Source organism: Psychrobacter sp. L7 (assembly GCF_002810365.1).
GTDB lineage: Bacteria > Pseudomonadota > Gammaproteobacteria > Pseudomonadales > Moraxellaceae > Psychrobacter > Psychrobacter celer.
This window is the reverse complement of the sequence record NZ_NEXR01000010.1, coordinates 263,537-289,848: the sequence shown is the minus strand read 5'-3', so window position 1 is coordinate 289,848 and position 26,312 is coordinate 263,537. Positions and strand designations below refer to the sequence as shown.

22 protein-coding genes are annotated in these 26,312 nt (G+C 48.3%); 14 read left to right on the top strand and 8 right to left on the bottom strand.

Features of this window, described 5'->3' with window-relative positions:
- Nucleotides 1-248: 248 nt before the first annotated feature.
- Nucleotides 249-1,295 carry a multifunctional transcriptional regulator/nicotinamide-nucleotide adenylyltransferase/ribosylnicotinamide kinase NadR gene (gene nadR, locus CAP50_RS10920; RefSeq protein WP_100750007.1) on the bottom strand — a complete coding sequence of 349 codons (1,047 nt, stop codon included), beginning with the start codon at nucleotides 1,293-1,295 and terminating at the stop codon, nucleotides 249-251.
- 709 nt (nucleotides 1,296-2,004) lie between these two features.
- Here nadR and CAP50_RS10915 point away from each other — a divergent pair.
- From CAP50_RS10915 to CAP50_RS10900, 4 genes are all read left to right on the top strand, one after another.
- The gene (locus CAP50_RS10915) at nucleotides 2,005-2,217 is read left to right on the top strand and encodes a PspC domain-containing protein (protein WP_075100736.1); all 213 of its coding nucleotides are present in this window, start codon (nucleotides 2,005-2,007) and stop codon (nucleotides 2,215-2,217) included.
- A gap of 637 nt (nucleotides 2,218-2,854) precedes the next feature.
- On the top strand, nucleotides 2,855-3,901 hold the full coding sequence (gene glyQ / locus CAP50_RS10910) for a glycine--tRNA ligase subunit alpha (protein WP_075100430.1): 1,047 nt from the start codon (nucleotides 2,855-2,857) through the stop codon (nucleotides 3,899-3,901).
- Between the two features lie 9 nt (nucleotides 3,902-3,910).
- Nucleotides 3,911-6,004, top strand: a complete 2,094-nt coding sequence (gene glyS / locus CAP50_RS10905) for a glycine--tRNA ligase subunit beta (protein WP_075100431.1) — start codon at nucleotides 3,911-3,913, stop codon at nucleotides 6,002-6,004.
- Between the two features lie 496 nt (nucleotides 6,005-6,500).
- Entirely contained in the window at nucleotides 6,501-6,815 is a 315-nt protein-coding gene (locus tag CAP50_RS10900; RefSeq protein WP_075100432.1) for a hypothetical protein, read from the top strand.
- Nucleotides 6,816-6,943: 128 nt separating this feature from the next.
- On the opposite strand, the gene CAP50_RS10895 is transcribed toward CAP50_RS10900, so the two are convergent.
- Nucleotides 6,944-7,357 carry a cell division protein ZapA gene (locus tag CAP50_RS10895; RefSeq protein WP_083608458.1) on the bottom strand — a complete coding sequence of 138 codons (414 nt, stop codon included), beginning with the start codon at nucleotides 7,355-7,357 and terminating at the stop codon, nucleotides 6,944-6,946.
- A 65-nt stretch (nucleotides 7,358-7,422) separates the two neighbouring features.
- Nucleotides 7,423-7,863, bottom strand: a complete 441-nt coding sequence (locus tag CAP50_RS10890) for a hypothetical protein (RefSeq protein WP_100750005.1) — start codon at nucleotides 7,861-7,863, stop codon at nucleotides 7,423-7,425.
- A gap of 227 nt (nucleotides 7,864-8,090) precedes the next feature.
- Here CAP50_RS10890 and CAP50_RS10885 point away from each other — a divergent pair, with 227 nt between their 5' ends.
- The 4 genes from CAP50_RS10885 (at nucleotide 8,091) to CAP50_RS10870 (ending at nucleotide 11,649) form a co-directional block, all read left to right on the top strand.
- Nucleotides 8,091-8,744: a UPF0149 family protein gene (locus CAP50_RS10885; RefSeq protein ID WP_100750004.1), complete on the top strand. Its 654-nt coding sequence runs from the start codon at nucleotides 8,091-8,093 to the stop codon at nucleotides 8,742-8,744.
- Between the two features lie 175 nt (nucleotides 8,745-8,919).
- Entirely contained in the window at nucleotides 8,920-9,402 is a 483-nt protein-coding gene (locus CAP50_RS10880; protein ID WP_100750003.1) for a nucleoside deaminase, read from the top strand.
- Nucleotides 9,403-9,455: 53 nt separating this feature from the next.
- On the top strand, nucleotides 9,456-10,691 hold the full coding sequence (argE, locus tag CAP50_RS10875) for an acetylornithine deacetylase (protein ID WP_100750002.1): 1,236 nt from the start codon (nucleotides 9,456-9,458) through the stop codon (nucleotides 10,689-10,691).
- Nucleotides 10,692-10,914: 223 nt separating this feature from the next.
- Complete coding sequence (locus tag CAP50_RS10870) at nucleotides 10,915-11,649, top strand: LysE family translocator (RefSeq protein ID WP_075100436.1); 735 nt, start codon at nucleotides 10,915-10,917, stop codon at nucleotides 11,647-11,649.
- A 126-nt stretch (nucleotides 11,650-11,775) separates the two neighbouring features.
- Here the strand turns inward: CAP50_RS10870 and miaB are convergent, their stop codons facing one another.
- On the bottom strand, nucleotides 11,776-13,269 hold the full coding sequence (miaB, locus tag CAP50_RS10865) for a tRNA (N6-isopentenyl adenosine(37)-C2)-methylthiotransferase MiaB (RefSeq protein WP_075100437.1): 1,494 nt from the start codon (nucleotides 13,267-13,269) through the stop codon (nucleotides 11,776-11,778).
- Nucleotides 13,270-13,720: 451 nt separating this feature from the next.
- Between miaB and CAP50_RS10860 the strand changes: the two genes are divergently transcribed.
- The 4 genes from CAP50_RS10860 to CAP50_RS10845 all read left to right on the top strand — a co-directional run bounded on the left by CAP50_RS10860 (nucleotide 13,721) and on the right by CAP50_RS10845 (nucleotide 18,757).
- Nucleotides 13,721-15,733: a transglycosylase SLT domain-containing protein gene (locus tag CAP50_RS10860; protein WP_446737511.1), complete on the top strand. Its 2,013-nt coding sequence runs from the start codon at nucleotides 13,721-13,723 to the stop codon at nucleotides 15,731-15,733.
- A gap of 534 nt (nucleotides 15,734-16,267) precedes the next feature.
- Nucleotides 16,268-16,897, top strand: coding sequence for a hypothetical protein (locus CAP50_RS10855; RefSeq protein ID WP_172953123.1), 630 nt, complete (start codon nucleotides 16,268-16,270; stop codon nucleotides 16,895-16,897).
- A 408-nt stretch (nucleotides 16,898-17,305) separates the two neighbouring features.
- Complete coding sequence (locus CAP50_RS10850) at nucleotides 17,306-18,295, top strand: malate dehydrogenase (RefSeq protein ID WP_172953122.1); 990 nt, start codon at nucleotides 17,306-17,308, stop codon at nucleotides 18,293-18,295.
- Nucleotides 18,296-18,517: 222 nt separating this feature from the next.
- On the top strand, nucleotides 18,518-18,757 hold the full coding sequence (locus CAP50_RS10845; protein WP_100750000.1) for a DUF2789 domain-containing protein: 240 nt from the start codon (nucleotides 18,518-18,520) through the stop codon (nucleotides 18,755-18,757).
- A 126-nt stretch (nucleotides 18,758-18,883) separates the two neighbouring features.
- On the opposite strand, the gene ribF is transcribed toward CAP50_RS10845, so the two are convergent.
- Nucleotides 18,884-19,924, bottom strand: a complete 1,041-nt coding sequence (ribF, locus tag CAP50_RS10840) for a riboflavin biosynthesis protein RibF (RefSeq protein ID WP_100749999.1) — start codon at nucleotides 19,922-19,924, stop codon at nucleotides 18,884-18,886.
- A gap of 301 nt (nucleotides 19,925-20,225) precedes the next feature.
- On the opposite strand from ribF, the gene CAP50_RS10835 reads away from it, so the two are divergent.
- A complete protein-coding gene (locus CAP50_RS10835; RefSeq protein ID WP_100750097.1) occupies nucleotides 20,226-20,873 on the top strand; it encodes a GNAT family N-acetyltransferase in 648 nt (215 codons plus the stop codon).
- A 125-nt stretch (nucleotides 20,874-20,998) separates the two neighbouring features.
- On the opposite strand, the gene CAP50_RS10830 is transcribed toward CAP50_RS10835, so the two are convergent.
- From CAP50_RS10830 to ampD, 3 genes are all read right to left on the bottom strand, one after another.
- Entirely contained in the window at nucleotides 20,999-21,634 is a 636-nt protein-coding gene (locus CAP50_RS10830; protein WP_100749998.1) for a hypothetical protein, read from the bottom strand.
- A gap of 109 nt (nucleotides 21,635-21,743) precedes the next feature.
- Entirely contained in the window at nucleotides 21,744-23,294 is a 1,551-nt protein-coding gene (gene murJ / locus CAP50_RS10825) for a murein biosynthesis integral membrane protein MurJ (protein WP_100749997.1), read from the bottom strand.
- A gap of 168 nt (nucleotides 23,295-23,462) precedes the next feature.
- Complete coding sequence (gene ampD / locus CAP50_RS10820; RefSeq protein WP_100749996.1) at nucleotides 23,463-24,062, bottom strand: 1,6-anhydro-N-acetylmuramyl-L-alanine amidase AmpD; 600 nt, start codon at nucleotides 24,060-24,062, stop codon at nucleotides 23,463-23,465.
- Between the two features lie 142 nt (nucleotides 24,063-24,204).
- Between ampD and CAP50_RS10815 the strand changes: the two genes are divergently transcribed.
- Entirely contained in the window at nucleotides 24,205-26,307 is a 2,103-nt protein-coding gene (locus CAP50_RS10815; protein ID WP_241900747.1) for an Lnb N-terminal periplasmic domain-containing protein, read from the top strand.
- The last annotated feature ends 5 nt before the right edge of the window (nucleotides 26,308-26,312 follow it).

Genomic DNA, 26,312 nt, shown 5'->3' with positions numbered 1-26,312 from the left:
ATTCTGTATTTTTACTTTGCTTGTCTTTTACTTCATCTGTCTTTTACTTCATCTGTCTTTTACTTCATCTGTCTTTTACTTCATCTGTCTTTTACTTCATCTGTCTTTTACTTCATCTGTCTTTTACTTCATCTGTCTTTTACTTCATCTGTCTTTTACTTTATCTGTCTTTTACTTCATCTGTCTTTTACTTTATCTGTCTTTTACTTTATCTGTTTTTTATTTGGCGTTGACTCACCGCGCTTTGTTTATTGGTTTTTGTTATAGACATATCGATCGATAAAACGTAACGCTTGCCGATAGCGAGCATCATAATCAGGCGCATCGATCAAATGCGGCTCGATACCATGGCGGGTAAAGATATCGACCAGCCGCTGCTCAAAGCGCCCGCGCGCCTCAGGGGTGCCCAGTGAGCGCATGCCGTCATCTACCCATGGCGTATTGTTGTCTAGCATGATGGTATGGTCCAAGCGAAACTCATCGATACATGCGGCCACAAACGGGTGGCTACGACCTTCGTACTCTTCACAAAACGCCTGCGTGGTCACAAAATCAGTATCGACAATGGTCACAGGGGCAGTCGCTACGGCTGCGGCCTCTCGAATCGCCTGAGCATGATTGAGGGCGATGGGGCCATAGTCACTGTACTGCAGCCCAATCTCGCTACCACCCAAGTCCGTACCGACGTATAAACGTCCCATCTCTAACGCAAAGCTTGCGCCATAATAGTTGGCAAGCTTATGTACCAAGGTTGTTTTCCCTGAGCTTTCACCGCCGACGATCGCGACCGTCTTTGTGTAATCACTGCGCGCTTGAGGGTGAATCGCTGACCAATGGGCGATAGGATCGCGAGCGATGGCATATGAGTCAAACGCGGGCTGTAGCGCCGTCGTCACCACGGGCATCTGCAGGTGTTCTGTGATATGGGGTTGGGCTAAAGGATGGTTTTGTGCCACAAACAGCACCGCTTCTGCAGGCAACGCGAGCGCTTGGCTCAGACGATGCAGCTTGGCATTGCTGGCTGGGATGTCGATGTGCACTTCATCAAAGCTATCATGAAGCGGCAGGGCAATCTCATGGGTGGTATGAATATGAATAAAAGGCAGGTCAGCACAGGCCATCTGTAGCCAGCGTGCCTTATCTTGTAGCGTAATACTAAAGTCTGGATGCGGCGTCGGGTGTGCTGTGATGACGATATGCAGTATTTTAGCTTGCCCTGCGGCCTCCAAAATACTGCGCATTTGCCCCAAATGTAGTGGCTCAAAATGACCAATCATCAACCCCGTATCGTACATAGCAATCCTTGTTGGTTTTTTAGTAAGCGTTTTTATAAAAGTAAGACAATCTGCATGGTATAAAGGTTTTGGTCGATTTGCAGGTAGGTTATTGTAAACAAGCGCTGATAAAGGTTGTTTTTATTAAACAGGCGTTAAGCGGTGATAAAACAATATGGCTAGGGTATCGTCAGTTTAAAATAAAATCGATACGCTCCTATGAACGTGCAACTGGTACAAATTCTCCTTGTGTACTGTTATCACAGAGGCTGCAAAAAACGACTTGTCATCTCGCTGTATTGTTCTGATATCGGATTGCCTATAAACCTATAGATACAATCATCAGTATAACCAGAAAAATCATATAAGCGTATCTGGTTGATTATGCTTGGTATTTTAGAGTAGGTAGGTAGTGAAAGTAAGGTTTTGGCAACAAATCCATTTTTGAAACATTTTGAAATAATTATTTAAAATCAGTAGCTTACAGGTAATTAGGACAGATTAGGGCAAGCTTAGGTAGCATAAACTCACAAAGCACTGGTACATCTTCAACAGACCATAAGAAAATAGTTGCTATACTGATTTGTAAGTTAGAAAGGCTACAGATTAAGCCTAACTAAAAGACATAAGATAAAAAATACAATGCGAAAACTATAAGGCAAAAATAGCGGTCTTTTATCTAGTCTCAAATAACAAGAAATAGAAAACATAAAATAGAGAGGTATTGGATTTGGCTAAATTAGCAAAATTACATCGCTCGCAAAACAATCGTATGATAGCAGGGGTGATGGGCGGTATTGCAGAATACGTCGGTTGGTCGCCTACTTGGGTAAGAGTATTGTTTGTGATTGTGTCTTCACTGAGTGCAGCGGTTCCAGGTATCTTAATTTATATTATTTTATGGATTATCATGCCAAAAGCCACTCATGAGTCTTATCAGTAGCGCCCGATAGGCTGATGTTTTATAGATTGACGTACAAACGGTTCGTACCCAGCTTTGCTTATATTAAAATCTGTATCAAAAAACAAGCGTCACCAAGTAAGCGTTATTAAAAAAACAAAAAGCCTGACCCATCAGGATACCAGCGACATACTTTTCCTCCTGCCCAGATGCTCACGCATTTGGGTATTTTTTTGTTTTTGCCTTTATGATCAATTGAAGATAAAACTGTTATATAAACTTAAACGCGCTACTGGTATAAATTTTACTTGCGTGCTGCGTTCCCAGAGGCGGCGCAAAATTCATCCCAGTAGCGCTATGTTCTTCTTAGAGTGCATCGACTATATGGTCAATTGAAAAAATGGTTATAAGTTGAGAGGTGCGACGGGTATAGGGTTTATGTGCGTGCTGTGTTTACGCTGCTGGATAGACATAAATACCCTCGATGCCATTTGATATGGGGCATAGCGCACGGTATTTGGACAGATAGCATAAATTTAGTTGCGGTAAATATGGATAAAATGGTCAATTTTTAGTAAGGTGAGCAGGCAAATAGAGTCGTTGCCAAATAGGCAATACGAGCGCTATCAATATTTCATAATACTCATTCCACAGTGGCTTTATTAAGATGCCCCAAACTATGACAATCCAAACTATGACATCACAAGCGAAAGATTCTCAACCGATGACGTTTCAAGATCTCATCCTAACCTTGCAAAATTATTGGGCTGACAAAGGCTGCGTGGTCTTGCAGCCTTACGATATGGAAGTCGGTGCCGGTACCTTTCATACGGCGACGTTTTTGCGCTCGCTTGGCCCTGAGCGCTGGAATGCTGCTTATGTGCAGCCATCACGCCGCCCGACAGATGGCCGCTACGGTGACAACCCAAACCGCTTGCAGCATTATTACCAGTTTCAAGTGGTGCTCAAGCCCAATCCGCCCAATATCCAAGAGCTGTATTTGGACTCACTGCGCGCCATCGGTATCGATCCGCTGGTTCATGACGTGCGTTTTGTCGAAGACAACTGGGAGTCGCCAACGCTTGGGGCGTGGGGTCTGGGCTGGGAGATTTGGCTAAACGGTATGGAAGTCACGCAGTTTACCTATTTTCAGCAAGTGGGCGGCATTGAGTGCTTTCCAGTCACCGGCGAGATTACTTACGGTCTTGAGCGTCTAGCGATGTATGTACAAGGCGTCGATAGCGTCTATGATTTGGTTTGGGCGGATGGTGAGTTTGGCCGCGTGACCTATGGCGATGTCTTTCATCAAAACGAAGTGGAGCAGTCCACTTATAACTTTGAGCACGCCGATGTGCCGATGATGGGGCAGATGTTTGATTTTTATGAGCAGCAGGCTGATAAGCTTGTGGCCGAAGGATTGCCGTTGCCAGCCTACGAGATGGTACTCAAAGCCTCTCATGCCTTTAACCTACTGGACGCTCGTGGCGCCATTTCTGTGACGGAGCGTCAGCGCTTTATTTTGCGTGTCCGTACCTTGGCGCGCAAAGTGGCCTTTGGTTATGTTGAAGCGCGTGCCAAGCTTGGCTTCCCGTTGGCTGATGAAGAACATCGCCAAGCAGCGCTCGATAAGTATCTACCAAAAGCACCAGAAGAAGACGCGGCAGCAGACGATGTGACAGGCGATAAAGCCGTGACCAACAACCACCAATCTACCAACGACAAATAGGAGCATCCCATGAGTATTATTTTATTTGAACTGGGGTGTGAAGAGCTACCTCCAAAAAGCCTAAAACCGCTACGCGATGCCTTGCAAACAAGTGTCACCGAGCAACTAAAAGACGCCGATATCAGTTTTGATGCCATCAAGTCCTTTGCCGCACCGCGCCGTTTGGCGATTCAGATCACAGGAATTAGCGATAAGCAGCCTGATCGTACCGAGCAAAAACGTGGCCCTGCGATTAAAGCAGCGTTTGATAGCGATGGCAACCCAACCCGTGCAGCGATGGGCTTTGCTAAGGGTTTAGGGATTGAAGCCAGCGAGCTGATAACGATTAACACCGATAAAGGGGATTATGTCGGCTACGAGCAGACTATTCACGGTCAAGCGACCACAGAGCTGCTACCGAGCATCTTTCAGACGGCATTAGATAGTCTGCCAATTGCCAAGCGTATGCGCTCAGGTAGCAGCCGTGATGAGTTTGTGCGTCCGGTACAGTGGGCAGTCTTGATGCAAGACGATGCGGTAATCGATGCCACTATCCAAGGGCATCAAACCAGCAACCAAACCCGTGGTCACCGCTTCCACAGCCCTGACTATCGTAAGATTGCTCATGCTACCGACTACGAGTCGCTGCTAACGGATCTAAAAGTGGTGGCCGATTTTGATAAGCGTCAAATGCTCATCAAAAACCAAGTCAAAGCACTGGCCGATGAAGTCAACGCCGACGCCATCGTACCGCAAGAGTTGCTAGATGAAGTGACCGCGCTGGTTGATTTCCCGATTGCGCTTAGAGCAAGCTTTGAGCCGCGCTTTTTGCAAGTGCCGCAAGAGGCGCTAATCTCCACTATGCAAGCGGATCAAAAGTATTTTTGCTTAACCGATAAAGCAGGTAAGTTGCAGCCGTACTTTATTTTTATCACCAATATTGAGTCAAAAGACCCGAATCAAATCATCGAAGGCAACGAAAAAGTCGTGCGGCCGCGCTTGGCTGATGCCGAGTTTTTCTTTTTGCAAGATCAAAAACAGCCACTGTTTGCTTTGACCGAGAGCTTAAAGACTCGCGTTTTCCAAGACAAGCTCGGTACGATTTGGGAAAAGTCTGAGCGTATTGCCAAGCTTGCTGCCTTTATCGCCACTTTGATGCAGCAGCAAGGCCACGATATCGAGGTCGAAGACACCGTGCGCGCTGCCATCTTGTCCAAAGCTGATCTAGCAAGCTCGCTCGTCGGTGAGTATCCGGAGTTGCAAGGTATCGCCGGAACCTACTATGCACGCTTAAATGGTGAGCCTGCGGCAGTCGCGGACAGTCTGCAAGAGCAGTATTTGCCGAAGTTTAGCGGTGATGTATTGCCGCAGACGCCGATTGGTATTTGTCTGGCATTGGCCGATCGTTTGGATACGCTGGTCGGTATTTTTGCCATTGACCAAGCACCTACCGGCTCAAAAGATCCGTTTAGTCTGCGCCGCTCGGCCATTGGTATTTTGCGTATCTTGATCGAAAAACAGCTACCGATCAATCTTGCCGCTTTGGTTGAGCAAGCGGTTAAAGGCTATAGCACCAGCGATGGCAGTAAGATTGCTAAAATGGGTGATACTTTTACCCAAGTGATGGGCTTCTTAAATTCTCGCTATCGGGCGATGTACACCGAGCAGGGCGTGAGCGTCGATACCATCCAAGCGGTTCAAGCGATCCAGCCGCATATGCCGCTGGATTTTGATCAGCGTATTCGTGCGGTACAAGCGTTTAGTGAACTGGCTCAAGCTGAAAAACTTGCCGATTCAAACAAACGGGTAGCAAATATATTGGCCAAGTCAGAGGTCAGCGTGGCAGATAACGTCGACGAGGCGCTATTGTCTGAGCCTGCTGAGCAGGAATTGTATCAAGCTGTTCAACAAGCGCAAACAGCGGTCAAGCCTTTGCTAGAAACCGCTGACTATACGCAAGTTTTGCAAACGCTGGCAAGTCTGGATGCGCCTTTGACCCAGTTTTTCGCTGATGTTATGGTCAACAGTGAAGATGCGGCGCTAAAAAACAACCGCTTGGCGCTGCTCAAGCAAGTACGAGCGCTGTTTTTGACCGTGGCTGATATCAGTGAGTTACAGCTATAGCGCGCTCGTTGTCGCTAAGATATAGTCAGGTCAGTATAAAAAGAATACAGCGAGACTGGGATAAATTTTTGCCGCACCCGTCGGCGCAGCACCGAACGCAAGGAAATTTGTACCAGTCCAGCGAGTTTATACCGTGTATCTCGTTTATTTAGGGCGTGTCCTCATTTTAAAAATGGCGATAAAAATGAGATAAATCGCCGTCAAACAAGGAAAATAGCGCAGATAATATCGAGATATTAGTCAGCTATTTGACACCGTTTGACCAGATTTAGCCATTTTTAGCCCATTTAGATGGCTGTTGATTGAATTGAGGACACGCCCTAGTAACGACTATATCTGTTATAGTCAAAGGTTCCCGGCCTGTTTTTGCTGGTTTATATTGCATCTACCAGCCTATTTAGCCCATAAAAGAGCTGGCCTTATATTGCCAGCTTTTTGGGCGATGCTGCCGCGCTGCATTTATCATGTCTGAACCCATCTTCAAAGGAGCACCGCCGTGTTTGCTGTGATTATTGTGATTCTCATCATCTGGGCTGTGATGTGGGCCTTTTATAAGTTTATGTATCCGCGGCCGCCCAAAAGCATGATGCCGCAAAAAGGCGATGTGGTCACACCGCGCACCTGTGATTTTTGTGGCAATAGCTTGGCTGAGTACCGCGGTGTCCTCGAAACCAAGCCCGTATCTGTCACGGCAAATGCTGCACAGCCAAGTGCTAGTAGTATGGAGACGGATAGTAACGTTTTGTTTTTTTGCAATTACGAGCATCAGGCAGACTATCATGCAGGCAAGGTATATGATCCTAATGCATGATGGCGGCTAGCCATAGTATCAAAAAGCGTATCAAAAAAGCGCTTGGCTCTATGAGCCAAGCGCTTTTTTATTTACTCATAAACTCTCTTGTTAACCTATCTATCAAGCAGGCCAAAAGACACGCTGGCCTACAAAATAGATTGGGCGTCTTTCATGATCTTATTGAGTAGCGCCTCAGACTGCTTGTCTTGCTGCAGGCGATCCTCTTCGCTTCTTTGATTGGCATGGATTTTCTCATATAAGTTAAGGCAGCACAGCACCAGCAGGCTTTCTTGGCTCAGGCTGGGTGCCTCACGTCTGAGATCCAGCGCGTAGTTATTGATATAGGAGACAGCAGACAGTAGCTCCTCTTGCTCATGGATCGGACAGTAAATGGGGTAGGTCACGCCCGCGATGACAATATCGACTTTTTTGACTTGGGACTCGGGTGTCACAGGCTTGCTGGTAGTGCCTGCCGTGGTTGGGCTGACAGGGGCTTTGGATACGCTAGGTCCTGCTTGCTTAGGCGGGTTGTTTGCGGCATTGGTGTGGTCATCAGTCATGATAAATCCTACAATATATGGGTCAGTAAATGGGGGTGTCAGCTATTACAGCGATCACCAAGACTCTAACTTTCGGCTTGGTCGATACGTGTGAGGCGTTTGAGGACAACTTGAGTACGCTCTGCTGCCAACTGGTTTTTTTTCTGTAATTCGCTATTTTGTTGTTTGATATCGCTATACTGCTGCTTTAGCTCATTATTATGCTGCTGCAATTCACGGTTTTGTTGTTGTAATTGGCTGATCTGCTTTTGTAGCTTGTCTTGCTCTTCACCGATCATATGATGGGCTTCGGCCAAGCTTTGATAGCGTTTATCCAGATCGTTCAGTTGTTTTTTGGCACCGTCACGCTCGCTATGGCTGGTATTTAGCTTGTTTTGTAAGTCGGTGATTTGCTTTGGATCTGTGGTTGGGTGCTTTTTTAGGCTGCTAAGTTCAGCACTGACAAGCTGATACTGTTTTTTGATGTCGAGTATCATTTTTTCTAATATTCTAAGTTGATCATACATAGTCAGTTTTTATCCTTAACAAGTAAGCGTGAATGAATTTTGTTTTGTGTATTTAATAATGCCATAGGTGACCTCATAATATCTATATCAACAAAGTAATTACATATACCTAAATCTTATCTATGTATTTTTTGGCTCAGCGCGATGAGTGGTATCGAGCTGATTTTTTGTTTTATAAGCAATTTTTCTGATTTTATAAGTCACAACCATTTACTAGGACAATTATTATGAATGACAATATCTCCGGCTGGAATACGTGGCTGACCGCATTTGACGACTGGAATGACGTATCGATCAGTGAGGTGCATGGTCTGATGACGGGGTTGATGACGGCGTGTAACGCGCCTGACGAGCAAGTATGGGCAAAGGTGTTTGAAGAGCTGAGCTTTGCGCCACTGCCTGAAGCGGCGCTGACTTTGCTCACAGAAGAAGCAGAAGACACGGTGTTTCAGCTCAAAGACAAAGACGATGCTTATGCGTATATGCCGCTGCTACCAGATGACGAACACGATCTATACGAGCGTGTGATGGCGTTGAAACAGTGGGCCAATGGTTTTATGACAGGCTTTGGTATCACTGATTGCCAGATCAGTAGCGAGGAAAACGAGATGCTGTCGGATTTGGCCAAGATTGGAGCAATTCGCCTGGCAGAAGATGAAGACTTTGAGGGCGGCGAAGAATCTTATCTATATATTTACGAGTTTGCGCGGATGGTGCCCGTGAGCTTTGCAACTCGCAAGCGCAAACCAGTAAAAGACATCGCGCTAATTGCTGGATTGGCCATCGATGCAAAAACCACCAAAGAGCTACAAGCAGAAGGTAAGTTGCCAAAACCAATGCCGCCTGTGGTGGATGCGATGAACCAAAATAACCCTTCTTAAACCTCAAGGGGGGACGACGCCTATATCGTAAATCCTAAATAAAAGGAGTACAGCTTTTATGTTTTATAGCTCTGTACTTATTCTTAACGGGTCGATGATAGGAAGATAAGCGCCTGCTGCATGATGCTAAACAGCGCTGATAAAAGCAGTGCTGATAAAAACGAGAGGAAAGCCGATGATTCATGATAGTGACTTGGTGCACTTGCGCCGCTGCATTGCTCTAGCTGCTGAAGCCGTCGCGGCAGGTGACGCGCCGTTTGGTAGTGTGTTGGTCGATGGCGAAGGTAGAGTGTTAAAAGAAGATCGCAACCGTGCCAATACGGTTGATCCCACGTACCATCCTGAGATCGCCGTTGCCAAGTGGGCAGCTCAAAACATGACTCCTGAAGCACGTGCAAAAGCGGTGGTCTATACCTCAGGGGAGCACTGCGCGATGTGCTCAGCGGCGCATGCGTGGGCAGGGCTTGGTCGTATCGTTTATGTCAGCTCATCAAAACAGTTGAGTGAATGGATGGAGGAGTTTGGCGCAAAATCAGCCTCTCCTATTAGCGCTTTGTCTATCCAAGAAGTGGCCCCAAACGTACCTGTCGATGGGCCGGTGGCGGGCTTAGATACCGAAATAAAGGCGCTATACCAGCGCGCTCTGCACAGAAAATAGCACAGAAGCTAGTGTTCTATATCGTGACAGATACCTCATAATAAGGATGTTTTATGACTTTACACAGTGATGATCAGCTCAAAGACGACTCGTACGCCACTGGCTATCCTACAGATAGTATCGACTGGCTTAGGCGTTTGATTGGTTTTGATACCGTCAGTCGCCACTCAAATCTAGTGTTGATTGAGGATGTGCAAGCGTACTGTGAGCAGTTGGGTTTGACCGTAGATCTGACCTTTAATGACGCCAAAGATAAGGCCAATTTGTTTGTCACAGTACCTGCTGGGGCAAACGCTGATGAGGTGAACCATGGTCTGGTGCTGTCCGGTCATACCGATGTGGTGCCAGTGGAGGGGCAGGACTGGACGACAGCACCGTTTACTGCGACCATTCGCGGCGATAAGCTCTATGGCCGCGGTGCCTGCGACATGAAAGGCTTTATTGCTTGCGCGCTGACGCTATTACCGCAAGCAGTAAAGTTGTCTAACGCCGGTCAATTGCGCCGGCCGTTGCATTTGGCATTGTCGTTTGATGAAGAGGTTGGCTGCTTGGGTGCGCCATTGCTGCTGGCAGATCTCAAGGCGCGCGGTATCACGCCTGATTATTGTATTGTCGGTGAGCCGACCAATATGACGATGGTTGTCGCGCATAAAGGCGTCGCGGTTTATCGTTGCCGTGTACATGGTCAGTCGGCGCATTCGTCATTGACCACGCAAGGTGTCAACGCCATCAGCTATGCCAGCCGTTTGATTGGTTATGTCGATGAGCTGGCAGACGAGATCAGCGGCCGTGATGACAATGATGAGTGGTTTGATGTGCCGTATTCGACGTTGTCTGTCGGCACCATACAAGGCGGCACTGCGACCAATATCGTGCCCAATCTGTGTGAGTTTACCTTTGATTATCGTAACTTGCCGCACATGACACAAGACGATGTCTTGGTACCGATCAAAGCCAAGGTCGCAGAGCTAAGCGCGCAGATGCAAGCGCGTGCTGCTGATACTGGCATTGAACTGCTACAGATGGAGGCCGTGCCTGCGATGACTGACAAGGATAGTGCCGAGCTACAAGCGCTGATAGCGGCGCTCACCGATGATGACACCCGCCACAAAGTGGCTTATGCCACAGAGGGCGGACAGTTTACCAATAGCGGTATTCCGACGATTATCTGCGGTCCTGGTAGTATCGAGCAGGCGCATAAGGCTGATGAGTTTGTCGCGCTTAGTGAGATGGCGCGCTGTGATGCGTTTTTGCAAAAGTTATTAGTAAGCGCTACATCGCAGTCGTGAGTTTAATACAGTCAATTTGATATAAAAAACGACACAACGTTTCATTGGAGCGCCTTGATAGCCACGTATCTGATGTATTTGGATTCGCCTATAGCGAGTCTGACGCATAAAATCGCTTGTTTTTTATATAAGTAGGCATAAAATACACCGTCCTTATGGTGGTGTTTACGTGTCTTCGTTTTAGGTATATTCAGTTGTTTTTATAAAAAGTAGGGGTTGGCTGATGTCTTGGCATCTGTTTGCGATGTTTTTTGCAAGTACGTTTTTTATCTCGGCGACCCCTGGTCCTAATATGCTGCTGGCGTTTCAGTATGGGATGAACTATGGGGTAAAGCGCACGCTATGGACGCTGGCGGGTCTGAGTCTTGGGCTGTTTTTATTGCTACTCTCGACGCTACTGGGGCTCGATGTGATTAGTCGTCAGTCGCCGTGGCTGCTGACCCTGATTAAGACCGTTGGTGCTGCTTATTTGATCTATTTGGGTATCAGCTCTTGGCGTGATGCAAGTGCAAGCAGTTTGATGAATGATGCGCGCGAGATGAGCGAAGAGGTGGCGGCCGATTATCCAGAGTTGCCGTCCTTGGCCGCGCACGACACGCCTCGGCCGCGTTCGCTCTCTAGCGCCGCGGTAAAGGCCTCGCCCAGCAACATGACGCTATTTCGTACTGGGGTATGGGTATCGTTGTCCAACCCCAAAGCCATTTTGTTTTTTGCCGCCTTTTTCCCCAAGTTTATCAATTTTAGTGCGCCATTATGGCCGCAGTATCTTATGCTGACTTGCGGGCTGTTTTTGAGTGAGACGATTTGGCAGATTGTCTATACGCTTGGTGGCAAAAAGCTGGCCAGCTGGCTAGATGTTGGCAGTCGCTTAGCATGGCTCAACCGTGGCTGCGGGGTGATATTTATTCTTATTGCAGCGGCACTATTGGCTGAGGTATTGAATGGATTTATGGTTTAACCTTGCCAAGGTTGAATGTTCGACACGCCCTAGCCACTGCTAAAAAAAGCCGCTCCCTACCTCAGTAGAGAGCGGCTTTTTGATGAGCGTTTAAGAAGCAGAAGGCTGATATCTACGCAGGCAACACTACGCCAATACCTCGACCAGCTCACCCTTAACCATGTGCGGGCTGACAAAGTCGGTCACGCGTACGCTGACGATTTTACCGAGTAACTCGTTCATTTGTGCCTCATTATAAGGGAACATCACCGTGCGGGTGTTATCCGCGGTACCAATCAAGCAATCAGGGTGACGGTCGGCCACTTGCTCAACCAAGACACGCGTCGTGGTGCCGACCATCTCATGGGTCTTGGCTAGCGTTGACTCAATAATGACTTTTTGAAACTCTGCCAAGCGCGCTTTTTTGGTGGCAAAGCTCACATTGTCAGGCAGCTCAGCGGCGGGCGTGCCCGGACGCTTAGAGTAAATAAAGCTGTACGAGTGATCAAAGTTCAACGTCTTTGCCAGGTTCAATGTATCTTGAAAATCTTCATCGGTCTCACCAGGGAACCCGATGATAAAGTCGCTCGATAAGTGAATGTCGGGACGAATGGCTTTTAACTTATTGATCTGATTGATATAGACATCGATAGTGTGGTTGCGTTTCATCGCCGCAAGGATATTATTTGAGCCGCTTTGTACCGGCAGGTGTAGGTGCGACACCAGCTCTGGCAGCTTGGCATAGGCATCGATGATATCGTCAGTAAACTCCAGCGGGTGGCTGGTGGTATAGCGAATACGCTCGATACCATCGACGTGCGAGACATAGTGCAGCAATTCTGCAAAACGGCAAATACTGCCGTCGTCTTTTTCGCCGCGATAGCCATTAACGTTTTGACCAAGTAGGTTTATCTCACGAATGCCTTGCTCGGCAAGACTGTCAATCTCGGCCAAGACGTCGTCGAGCGGGCGCGAGAGCTCTTCGCCGCGAGTATAAGGCACCACACAAAACGAGCAATACTTCGAGCAGCCTTCCATGATAGAGACAAAAGCTTTGTAGCCCTCGACACGCGGCTCCGGCAAAAAGTCAAACTTCTCGATACTCGGAAATGACACATCAATGGTGCCAATACGGTTTTTGGGTGCGATATTACGCTGCTCATTTGATTGATCATACAGCTCTGGCAGACGGTGCAAGGTTTGTGGGCCAAACACCATGTCGACATAGGGCGCGCGCTTTTGGATATTATCGCCTTCTTGTGAGGCCACGCAGCCGCCGACACCGATGACCAAGTCGGGACGTTTTTCTTTCAGTTTGCGCCAGCGGCCCAGCTCTGAAAATACTTTTTCTTGCGCTTTTTCGCGGATAGAGCAGGTGTTCATGAGCAGGACGTCTGCTTCATCGATGTTGTGCGTGACCTCCATACCGTGTGAATCACCGAGCACATCGAGCATCTTGCCAGAATCATAGACGTTCATCTGACAGCCTTGCGTGGTAACAAAGACTTTTTTGGTCGGGGCTTGATCGGCAGACATGCTGGCAGAACTTGAGTCTTTGAGTGCCGCAACGGTAGGCGCGCTCGCCGTTGTTGGGGTAACATTAGCGTCATCGAGGCGGGGATTAAATACAGTAACACTCATAAGGATAAGTCCATGATTGACTAAAATATAGCAGGGTAGCCGATTAACAGGTGGCGTATTTTATCACAACCCTGTGCCAATGTGAAAAATTAGCAAGGGTCATTAAGCGGCGATAGGGTGGGTTATTTCTAACAGTATCAATTATTTACTGCGATTAATCACCACTTTGCAAAATAACACCGCTTACTATCACTTTTATGTTACACCGTACTGTCGTATTTATTAATAAAAGGTAAAGGTGATGGTTGAAAGTGCAACGGGTATAGTATGATAAGTGGCATACGCTTAGCGGTACGTGATAAACCGCTGTTTACCTATTGATAAAGACATAATAAAGAGAGTCAGTATGACAAAGTTGCGCGCCGCTCATAGTATCAAGGATAGAGCCTCTGTTCATCGAGAATACCGCCCATCGCGGTTGACCACCAGTACGCTGCGGTTTGGCGTCTTCATGGCGACAGCCCTTGGTGCGCTTGGCCTATCACAAGTTGCTTGTGCGGAGCTGACGTGGGGCGAGGATGACCGCTTTGAGCAAAAACCCAGTTATCAACAAGACAACAGCATTGACTCGTTTATGGCGGCGGCGATAGCAGCCGATCGGGGAGATGTCAGCGCACTGTATAATTACGAACAGTTGATGAGTGGTGGGTTGTTTGCGATGTACCCGACCTATTGGCGCATGAACTTGGATTTGGGCTCACAAAGCTCGGCGGCGGTGGCGCAGTTTGTCCGTCAGTATCCTAATACGGTCATGGCCGAAAAGCTGGTGGCGGACTTTGCTGAGACCAAAGCGGCAGCCAATGATTATGCCGCTGTACGGCAAGTGGCCAATCTGATAACCAATGCCGATAGCTCTGAGCGCTGTGCGGTGGCGCTTGGTTTTAATAATGGCGGCGATACCATGCGTGCCATGGCGGCCAAGTCTGATGTATGGCTGACCACCAAAAAGCAGCCTGCACTGTGTGATCAGCTGGCGATGGAGATGAATAATAACGCCTTGATTAGCAACCAAGATCGCGCCGCGCGCCTCAAGCGTATGCTACGTAAAGGCAAGACGGGCGATATCATGGCTTTGTCATCGCGATTAGGGACGCCCATTGCTTATGCGGCGTTGAGTGAGATTCAGCTCAACCCATCGGCGTTTTTTACGCGTTTTGGTCGTGAGCCTGCCAGCCAAACCAACCAATACTTGTACTTATATGCATTGGGCCGCGTCGCCGATAAGTCTTATCGTGAAGCAGCGCTACAGTTGGACTTTGATATCAAACAAGACAATCAGCGCGCGACACACTTGCTCAATGACGAAACCCGCCGCTACGCCTATCGTATCCTTGGGGTACAGCGTATGAATCATAATACCGATGATGGGTTTAATGCTGAAGCGGTAGACTGGTTTCGCAATAGCTTAGATGATGACTTTAACTTTGAAGAAGCCGAAGACTATGCCATGGCCGCGATTCGCTTTAGCCGCTGGGATGATGTGGTCGAAGCCATCTCAAAGATGGATGGCGAAACCCAAAAAAGCAATCAGTGGCAATATTGGCTGGCACGCGCTTATGAGCAATCAAGTGATGCAGGTAAACGCGGCCTAGCAAAAAGAATGTATCAAAATATCGCCAAGAGTAATGATTACTATGGCCTGCTAGCAAAAGATAAAGTCGGTCAGCGTTTTGATGCCAGCCGTTTGGGCGGCAATAACTTGCCAACTGTCAGCGCCGCAGATCGCGCCCGCGTCATGCAAAACCCACACTTTGCTCGTGCATTTGCACTATACAACTCTGACGCGAGTCGCGGCTATGCCAACCGCGAGTGGAACTGGGCTGTCAAGCAGGCCCGAGACAATCGTGATGACAGCCTCATCATTGCTGCCGCTCAGCAAGCCTATGACATGGGCTGGCTGGATCGGGCTATTTATGCGATTGATAATACCGATAGCGTAAACAGTCTGGCGCTATCGCATCCGATGCCGCACCAGAGCGCAGTGGTACGCTATAGCCAGTCGGCAGGCATCGATCCTGCGTGGGCTTATGGTATCATGCGTCAAGAGAGCCGTTTTGTGACGTCGGCACGCTCAAACGTTGGTGCAAGCGGCTTGATGCAAATCATGCCAGGTACAGCAAAGTATATCGCTCGTCATTTGGGCGAGAGCTATAGCGCCAGCCGTGCCAACAGCGGCGACACCAATATCCGCTATGGCACATGGTATATGGGTGATATCTTAGGCAAGCTCAACTACCAGCCAGTACTGGCCACCGCAGGCTATAATGCTGGACCCAACAACGCCAAACGCTGGCAGCCTGTGTATGGCTCACTTGCGGCTGACCAGTATGTGGAGTCGATAGCTTTTCCTGAGACTCGTAACTATGTCAAGCATGTGATGGAAAACGCGACGGTATATAGCAGTTTGCTTGGCCGCAGTCAGCCGATCTCGCAGCGTATGGGCACCGTGCCAGCAGCGTTTTAATACTTTTATCCTTTAATAGCCATCAATGCCTCGTCTTTGATGGTTTGCCTTTGGTGGCTTATTTTAGGACAGATGTAGCGACAACATGGCCATTGCTCTTGGTGCTGCCGCTTTGGCACAGACCTGACTTTAGCAGGGAGCCGCATATATGGCGGTGTTACAGCTGCCGCCTTGCTCCGATGTTTACGTTTCTGCTATAGATTAAAAAAAACGGTTTGCTACCATGATTTTATTGTGTTGTGGTTATTGGCCTGTTGTTTAGCGCCAAAGTTTTGTGTTTATCAATTGGTAAGCACTCATGTTTTTGTTACCTTTATGCTTAGTAAGCCTTGCGATGTCCGATATCGACGTCTTTGTGCAGCCCTAAGTGATAGTCCATGTTTTGTCATTGCTAGATGTTTCCAGCCTCCTATGATCAAAAAATATTTTACCCTGTCTGTATTATCAAAAGCGAGGCATCCCTCATCATCACAGATGAAAATGCACTTGACTTATAAATCGGCGTCCAAGTTTAGCCCATCTGGCCGAGCCATTATGGCGTCATCTAGTATAGGCGTGCTGATCATATTGCAAGGCGTGATGTTGTTACCCGCGCACGCTGCTAGCACCGTCAAGACAGGACAGCGGGTGTTGATGATTGAGATGACCCCTGCGCTATGCAGCATCCAGCCGACACGCGCGCGCATGCGTCAATGCTTAGAAGGCTACTCTTTGACGGTGTCGGGGCTAGATATGGGCTATGGTGAGCGCTGCGGCGTGGGCAGTGAGCCGCGTCTGACACCGCTACAGCTAAAAGTCGTCAATCGTATCATGCCTGATACCACGGTTCGTAGTCAGGCATGGCAGCGTTACGGCGCTTGTAGCCCTCTGAGTGCGGCCAGTTACTTTCGTCAAATCACCAACTACGCGGGTGCGCTAAAACTCCCAAACGAGCTTAATACGGGTAACAGTTATACTGTGTCTAAGGCGCGATTTATCAGTCAAATGACGCGCTTAAATAGCGGTATGTCCGCCAGTGGTATTGATCTGATCTGTCAGGCTGGCAATCGTCGTCAGTCGATTTTGACCGACATCCATGTCTGTTATGATGGCAGTGATTTTGGTAAGTGCTATCAAGTGGTAAATAATTGCGGTAGCAAGTTTATCATCTCAGGCGGTAAGTAGGTGTTGTCGTACTCCAACATGGACACTGGCCGCTGTACTATTCGGGTATGAGCGCTGTTTTTTTGCAGGCTGTTTTGCCACGCTCTCTTTTTGGTGATTGTTTAAGGCCGTGTTTTAGTCTTTACTCGCTGTCTTTTATCTTGTTTCTACCTTGTTTTTACCCGTTTTTTTAAGCGCTGGTCGCCTCAGTGTTTTTGTGACCCCGTCGATTATTTTGTATAAAATGTAACAATATAATCTGTGACAATCCGCGGCAAGCCTCTGATTGTCTCTAGACGATTTACCAAACGAAGTGCTACACTAGCTCTCGGTTTAGCGCTGCCTTTGTGCAGCAAACAAGTCGATATCTAAAAAGATAATCATCTATTACAATCATGAATGATCTAACCATCAATTAGGGAGTATTCAATGTCAATGAAACAGCCTTTACGTGTTGCCGTCACTGGTGCCGCTGGTAATATCAGCTACGCGATGCTATTTCGTATTGCATCTGGCGAGATGCTAGGTAAAGATCAGCCAGTTATTTTGCAATTGCTTGAAATCACACCAGCGCTTGACGCCCTAAAGGGTGTGGTCATGGAACTAGAAGACTGCGCATTCCCATTGTTGGCAGGTATCGTTCAAACTGATGATGCAAATGTGGCATTCAAAGATGCTGACTACGCGTTACTCGTCGGTGCCCGTCCACGTGGCCCAGGTATGGAGCGTAAGGACTTACTAGAAGCCAACGCTGCGATTTTCTCAGCACAAGGCAAAGCATTGAACGAAGTGGCTAGCCGTGATGTAAAAGTATTGGTCGTCGGCAACCCTGCCAACACCAACGCGCTAATCGCTCAGCGTAACGCGCCAGATTTAGATCCACGTAACTTCACCGCCATGACTCGCCTAGATCATAACCGTGCGATGGCACAGCTGGCCGAAAAAACTGACAGCACTGTCAATGACATCAAAAACATGACCATCTGGGGCAACCACTCATCGACCCAGTATCCAGACCTAACGGCTGCGACTGTCAATGGCAAACCAGCGCTAGAGTTGGTTGATCGTGATTGGTACGAAAACACGTACATCCCAGAAGTACAGCAGCGCGGCGCGGCTATCATTAAAGCTCGTGGCGCCTCGTCTGCAGCTTCCGCTGCCAACGCTGCTATTGCTCATATGCGCACGTGGGCGCTCGGTACTGACGAGAACGATTGGGTCTCTATGGGTGTTTACTCAAATGGCGAATACGGTATCGCTGAAGGCCTTATCTACTCATTCCCATGCACATGCGCTAACGGTGACTGGTCTATCGTAGACGGCGTTGACGTGTCATCAGAATTCTCAAAAGAGAAAATGGCTGCCACTGAGCAAGAGCTGAGCGAAGAGCGTGATGCGGTAGCACACCTACTACCATAAGCCATGACTTTGCTAAAAGTATGGTAGACAGCCATAAAAAAAGCCCTCATCGATGAGCTGAGGGCTTTTTTGTGCGTTGACATTTATTGAGACCCTCATCAATACAATTGATAACGTTAGATAAACGTGGATTAACAGCGAACAAAAAAAAGCTTGCTACAATAAATGGGTTCGTTGCAATAATAAGTACAATTAAACCTGCACCATTTAAGGAGAGACAGTATGCTAGGTGAACCTGAATATAATATGAATGAGCTATTTGCCCAGTTAGGACTCGATAGCTCTGATGAGGCGATTAATCAGTTTATCGAAAAAAACAAATTGGCCAAAGATGAAAAACTGGTAGATTCTGATATCTGGACGGAAAATCAGCGTATGTTTTTGCAAGAGGAGTGGAAAAAAGACGCCGCTTGGGTAGAGACGATTGATGAATTAAATGTCCGTATGCATCCAGATGCCTAAAAGCTGATATAAAAAACCCAATATAGAAATATTAGAAAAGCATAAAAAACCCACAGTACGATATCGACTGTGGGTTTTTTTGTCTGAACGTCTGAGCTTCACACCTATCACATCTGAATATACTGCTTAATCAGGCTGCTGCGCGCGCCAAGCAATCAGCTCTTTGACATCATTATGGATACCTGTTTTTAGGGCGTCTAAGCTCTCATAATGGCGCTCGCCATGCAAATAGTGCAAGAAGCGCACTTGTAGCGTCAGGCCATATAAGTCAGCTTGTAGGTTAGGGAAATGTACCTCTAAGCGCCAGTCGTGGGCTTTGTCGACAGAGGGGCGGGTGCCGATGCTGGCCGTGCCAAACAAACTGTGCGGACGCAAGCCTGTTATGCCCATAGTGTCATCATTAGCCAGTTTTGTTAAACCATCTGCGATTGTCTCGCCTTTGTCATCCAAGCTGACCACATCGACGGCAAAGATACCATGCAGCGCAGGCTTTAAGCGCTTAAGCTCGATATTGGCGGTGGGAAAGTCCAGAGTACGGCCGATTTTATCCCCACTGATGACCTCGCCTGTCATTGTATAATCGCGGCCAAGCAAGGCGTTGGCCGACGCAATATCTCCTGCCAATAGCAAATCACGCACACGGGTTGAGCTGATACGTGCCGCTTTGCCGCCATCATCGACGACGGTATGCAGATTGGTCACGTCTAAGCCGTAGCTGCGCAAAAACGCACTGTCACCCGTCCGATCATGACCAAATTTAAAATCATCTCCTAGCACCAAGGCTTTGACGTTTAGGCGCAGTGCCAGTAAATCCGCGAATGCCTGCGCCGATAGCGAGCGAAACTCATTGTCAAATCCTGCGACAATGAGTGTCTCTACGCCGTACTCTGCAAGTAGTGTCTGCTTTTCTGCCAAGTTAGTGAGGCGGGCGGGGGCGCTTGCTGGCGCAAAAAACTCACGTGGCTGCGGCTCAAATATCATGACAGCAGCGTCAAGCCCCCGCGCATCAGCGATATCGCGTACTTGGGCGAGCATCGCTTGATGGCCTAAATGCACACCATCAAAGTTACCGATAGTGAGCACACAAGGCGCTAGCGCTACTGGGTGAGTATGGGCAGGCAGGGCGCTTGGTGTGGCAATCAGTTGCTCAAGAAAATAGGTGTTCATAAATGTCAGCTATGATAAATAAGACCAAATAAAGAAGGAAAAAACACGTCCAGATAAAACATTGAGGTGTCTAAAACCAGCCATTATAAAGTAAAATAGCCATACTAACATCTTATGGTCTATGGATAATACCAGTATCAAACGAACCAGTATCAAACGATTTGTGCCAGCGATGGCTGCATCGCAAAAAACGCGTTTGCTGATCTGCGCTATCGCGGCTTTGCTATCTGTTGATGAAGGTCTAGATGGTGAGTATTATTTTCCCAAATACCCTGTGTCGCTTTTTAGCTCTGGACATTCTATGACTGCTACTTCTTTACCTGCTTTGGCCCCGTCTTACCATCTCAATGATGTATGGTCGGTACAGCATGCTAGAGCAGAGGACTTGCCCGAGGTTGTGGCGATTTACAATCAAAGTATCGCTGGCAAACAAGCCACAGCGCAGCTGACACCAGTGACCTGTGAAGAGCGCGCCGCGTGGTTTGCCGAGCACATAAACAGTCCGACGCGGCCTATTTATGTCGTTAGAGCTAGGGCTCAATCGAGGGAGCAAGCGAGCGAGGATACAGCTCAAACAGTGCAAGCGGTGCAAACCAGTCAAAAAACATCACCAATCGTGGCGTGGGGCAGTTTTAGCGACTTATATGCGCGTATGGCTTATCATATCAGCACAGAGATGAGTATCTATCTGCATCAAGACTATCAAGCAAAGGGTTTAGGCAGTTTGCTGACACGCTGGATGCTGACGCAAGCACCAAGCCTTGGTATTCATAATGTCGTCGCCCTAATCTTTGCGCACAATCAGCCAAGCTTAGGACTGTTTGGTAAGCTTGGCTTTGAGCAGTGGGGCTATATGCCAAAAGTATGCGATATGCAGGGGTTTGTCGCTGATGTGGTGATGCTCGGTAAAGCGGTGACGTCAGATGGCATCTCAAATAAAACGTCTTAAATGCGTTGGTTTGGCATCTTTTGACCGAAGATGTTTATCATTTGAGCGGCCTTTATATAAAGAGTATTCATCTAAAGGACATTTATCAAAAACACCTTAACTAAGCCACATTAACCTAAACCACATTAACCTAAAATTTTCCACTGACCATCTATCTTTTGCAGCTCATAAGTCAGCGGCGCAGGCTCACTTTGGCCTTTTAGCATCAGCTCGCCTGTGATGGTGGCACGCGTTTTATCATCACTATACTTGGTATCCGTAATGGTGACGCCATCGACTGTTTGTTGAAACGCTGACTGAGTGTTGGCCAGCTCTTCTTCAAAGTTTGCCATATTCACTTCATAATATGAGGCGGATTTTTTGGCATCACCATAATATAAGCTATCTAGCGCTTTTTTTACCGTATCTTCTGGCGTGTCTGCTTCGGTTGGATTAGTGACCAAGCTTTTTTGCTTGGCAGAGGCGGTGACAGGATTGACATTATCACTATCGATAGCGGTTTTATCTTCAGTATTGGCCGCTATCTGCTCACGCTTCACGTCATTGTCGCTATCGACTGTCTCTACTGCAGTCGTTAGGTCATCCTCAGAGGTTTTGGCAACAGCTGCTGTCTCTTCAATAGCTGCGGTATCTGCAGTATGATTGGCAGCTGTCTCGACATTATCATTATTGCCACAACCACTCACAAGTAAGCCGGTGCTTAGAACGCTAGCAGTGAGTAAGGTCGGTAAGCGTAGTAAGGTGGATTGTTTCGTTGTCATATTGACCCTTAAAATTTATGTATTCGTTAAACGTCAATTATCACAACTATCGGCTTCACGCACTATCATTTCTCATATAAGGCTTGTTTTGGTTTGGTAAAGGCGTCGTTTAGCCATGTTTGAGCTGGCGCGGACGAAAGCCTGTGGCCAATAACACCACGCCATAGACCGCTGCGCCCACCGCACACATGACGAGCAGAGCAATGATACGCTGCCACTGCGCCTCATCGGTTGGAAAATAAGGCAGCATGACGTACAGGGCGGCAACCATGGCACTTGTAGCAATCGCAAACTGAGCAAACAGTTTTTTCCAATGACTACCAAAGCGAAAAATCTCACGCTGATATAAGAAATAATACAACAAGCCGGCGTTGACAAAGGCGGCACCTGTGGTGGCTAAGGCCAATCCGCCATGTAGCGGCATCTCTAAAAAGTAAAAAATACCGATAAAAACCACGCTAAAAATCATATTGGCAAAGACAGAGATAATACCGATTTTTACTGGGGTTTTGGTGTCTTGCCGCGCAAAAAACGCAGGCGCAAAAATCTTAATCAGCATAAAGCCTAAAATACCACCCGCCATACTACGCAGCGCCAGCGCGCTCATCTGTGAGTCACGCAAAGTAAACTCTCCGCGCAAAAACAGCGCCTGCATGAGCACGTCGGCTAAGATAAATAACGCCGCCGACGCTGGCACGCCCACCAAAATAATCAGACGTGCCGCCCAGTCGATGGTTTTTTTAAAGCTGACATCGTCTTTTTGCGCTTCGCTCTTTGATAAGCTGGGCAAAATCACCGTCCCAATCGCCACCCCGATGAGCCCAAGCGGTAGCTCGCTCATGCGCTCAGCTGCATAGAGCCAAGAGACTGAGCCGCCTATCATCAATGAGGCAAAGACGGTATTGAGCAGCAGATTAATCTGGGTGACCGAGACACCAAAGATAGCGGGAAGCATCAGCTTTAGAATACGTCTGACCCCTTCATGCTTGAAGTCAACCTTGGGCGCGACCAGCAGCTTTTGTTGCCAAAGCTGCGGCAGCTGTATCAAAAACTGTAGCAATCCTGCGATAGCCACTGCATAGCCGAGCGCCATGATCGGTGTATCAAACATCGGCGCGAAAATCAGCGCACCACCAATCATGCACAAGTTTAATAATACGGGGGCGAAGGCTGGTGCGGCAAAGCGGCCATAGCTTTGTAGGATACCGCTGGCAAAGGCGGTCATAGAGATAAACAGCAAATACGGAAAAGTCAGGCGCAGCAGCTCAGCGGTGATGGCAAATTTGTCGGGTTGTTCAGCAAACCCTGGGGCAAACAGTGTCACCACCCACGGCGCAATTAAAATCACCAGCACCGTCAGCATGGACAGCACCAGTAGCAGCGCCCCTGAGGTACGACTGACCAAGATCTGCACCTGCTGTAGGCTATATTTTTCTTTATACTCAGACAGCACAGGGACGAATGCTTGGCTAAAAGCGCCTTCGGCAAACAGACGCCGCAAAAAGTTTGGAATCTTAAAAGCGACCAAAAAGGCATCCATCAGGCCACCTGCACCAAACACGCCCAATAACACCACATCACGTAGCAAGCCTAAAACACGAGACAGCATGGTCATGCTACTGACCACCATCGTAGAGCGAAATAACCGACTTTTTGCCATAAGAACCTGTTTTGCTATGTTGTTTACTGATAAGGGGCTGCTGATAAGAAGTTACTGAGTGATGGGTGTCAAAAAACTGACAAATTATAGCACTTTCGTTATCGAGATAAATGGAACGACTGTGGAAATGCTACCAGCCAGCCAGCCAGCCAGCCAGCCAGCCAGCAGCTATCCTGCCATTTGATGAGCAATAAGCTCACGCAGCCGCGCCCATTCAAAAAACTCGCCTGGATCGGTCTTGCGTCCAGGGGCGATGTCGCTGTGTCCAGTGAGGTGACGGCGGGTGTTGGGGTAGGCGCTATATATAGCCGCGACGACGGCTGCAAGCGTGTGGTATTGCGCGGCGGTAAAGGGCACAAAATCAGACCCTTCAAGCTCGATGCCGATGCTATAATCATTACACTCAGGTCGCCCAAGGTAGTTGGATCTGCCAGCATGCCACGCACGCTCATTGAAGTTAACAAACTGCGTAATTGCGCCATCACGTTCTATGAACAGGTGCGCTGACACTTCAGCACCTTTGATCGTCTGAAAATACGGATGGGCGTCCCAGTCCAACTGATTGGTAAATAGTGCTTTGACATAATGCACACCATCAGAGCCGCATGCGCCAAACTCGTTGGGCGGTAGACTGATATTGTGAATGACAATGGTATCAATGGTGGTGTGCTCAGGTCGCTTATTAAAATTGGGTGATGCAAGCCAAGTGGCGGCCGATAGTAGGCCATCATCGATAGTCATGGATGATGGGATGGTTGAGCTGGGCATAATGTTCTCTTTATATTGTCGTTTTCGTTATAAATAGGTTGAGCGCAGATGTCAGATGTATGTCATCGATGATGGTGGTTAGCATATTTAGTTGTTATTTAGATTAATATTCACTCATATGATAACGGGCGAGAGTTTCCTCATGTCTACAAAGCCGAGTTTTTCTGTAAATTGTACCTCAAGCGCTACTCGCCTGCGAGCGTGCTGCGTGCGTGCACGTTTGCCTTTTGCAGTGGCAGCGCTGCTACTCTCAGCGCAAGTGCAGGCTGTGTTGCCGACGCCTGCGCCCTTGGTGATGACAGGCGAGCTGGCGGCTGCGCCAACCATCACGGCTGATATTAGCCATAGCCTAACGCCGCAGACTGATGGCACCTTGCATAGTCAAAATAGCGAAGCCGAGCAATTATTAGCCACATGGCGTCAGCAGGTGCAAGCGCACAGTCTGGCTGAGCATACCACTTGGCGGCGATTGTTGTACTTTTTGGATGATAAAAAATCACTCTTTAATAAAGGCGCGTCCAAAAGCCTTATCGATAGTCCTACGTTTTTCCTCAGCACTGACGGCCAGCACGACGCTGGCGCTGAGCTGGATGCGCTGCTAGTGGCCTTGGCCGAGCAGAGGGTCGCACCGCCTGAGTCCAAACCCAGCAGCGATGCACAGTCAGCTATTTGCCGGTTTCCTGCGCGCACACACTGGCTCACTCAGAGGCTAGGCATTGATAGCTCAAGCTTGCAAGCGGACTGCCCTGAGCTGACAGAGTGGATGGCGATGCTAAACCCCGAGCAGCTGTCCATTATGTTTGCTGAGGAGTACTTGGACAATCCAATCTCCGCGTTCGCCCATACCTTGCTACGTATCGACTCACCGATCAGTGCTGCTGACCCCAGTCAGATTCACCATGCTTACGCCCTCAATGACACTGTCGATGGCGACCCTGACGATGCGTTTGCTATTTATGCCATTAAAGCCACCAGCGGCGGGTATAATAATAGAATTGAGATCGACCCTTATCCCGAAAAGCTGGCCAAATATCTCAAAGACGATGAGCGTGACGCGTGGACGTATCAGTTGGATTTGACACCCGCAGAGGTGCAGCAAATCATCCTGCATGTGTGGGAGACTAAGGATTTAGACATTCCTTATTATTTTACCACGGACAACTGCGCCTCTGAGATTCTGCGTCTGATCGATGTGGTGCGCCCCGAGCAGGATTTGCTCAGCCAGCTGCCTTATGTGGTCATTCCCTCCGATGTGGTCAAGCTGCTTGATGAGGAGTCTTTATTGGCAGATGCCCGTTATACCCCATCTGATAGTACGGTGCGTCAAGCCGAGCTAAATAAGGCCAAGGCGGCCGCACTGGGCTATCAAAATCTCACCAATGATGACGCGAGTAATATTCAATCAGCAGCGCGCAATGTGGCATCGAGTATCTCAGCTGGCGATGAAAAGACCATCATAGATCATGGCATTATTGCCTCGGACAACAACCCAATCGATAGACATCCATTGCAAGTGGCTCAGATTGGCGCAGGTCAGCGCGGTGATAACGGCTACCTTGATGTGGGGTTGCGTTTGGGATTCCATGATACCTTGGATCGTGCTTCAGGATTTCCTCAGTTTTTTAATCTAGAGGCACTGGCTGCGACCGTGCGTTTTTATGAGACAGACACCAGTAAAGACCATGAGCCAGATCGTGTGGTATTAGAGAATTTTACAATCCTGCGAGGCCGCTCTTCTAATCCTGTCAATACCGCCAAACAAGGCAAAACCTGGGGCGCCAGTGTCGAGGCGACCCGCGTAAATGATGGCTCGCAACCATCAGGGCGCGATCACTTGGTCGGTAGCACCGGCTACGAGACGGGCTGGTCGTGGGCGCTCGGTAGCCCAAAAGCTGGCAGCGGAGAGATGCCGCCGCAGCTATGCTACGCTCTATTGTCAGGGAAGGGGCAAGCAGGCCGCGGCATCCATAAAGGCTTTCGTGTCGGTGCTGGGGTCAATGCAGGCTGTGACTATCAGATTAACAATCAGTTACGCGCGCAAGCCCAATTGCAATTGCCATATTGGTATCATGGCAGCAGTGACGACCCAGACGTTCGCAGTCATTATTGGCAGCCAATCTCAAGCATCGGCCTACAGTACGATATCGATAAAAATCAAGCAGTGCGCATCAATGCCAGCTATGAGTGGCAGGAGCGTATCGACGCCAATGACGATATACAGCTGTCATACCGACGCTATTTTTAAGGATA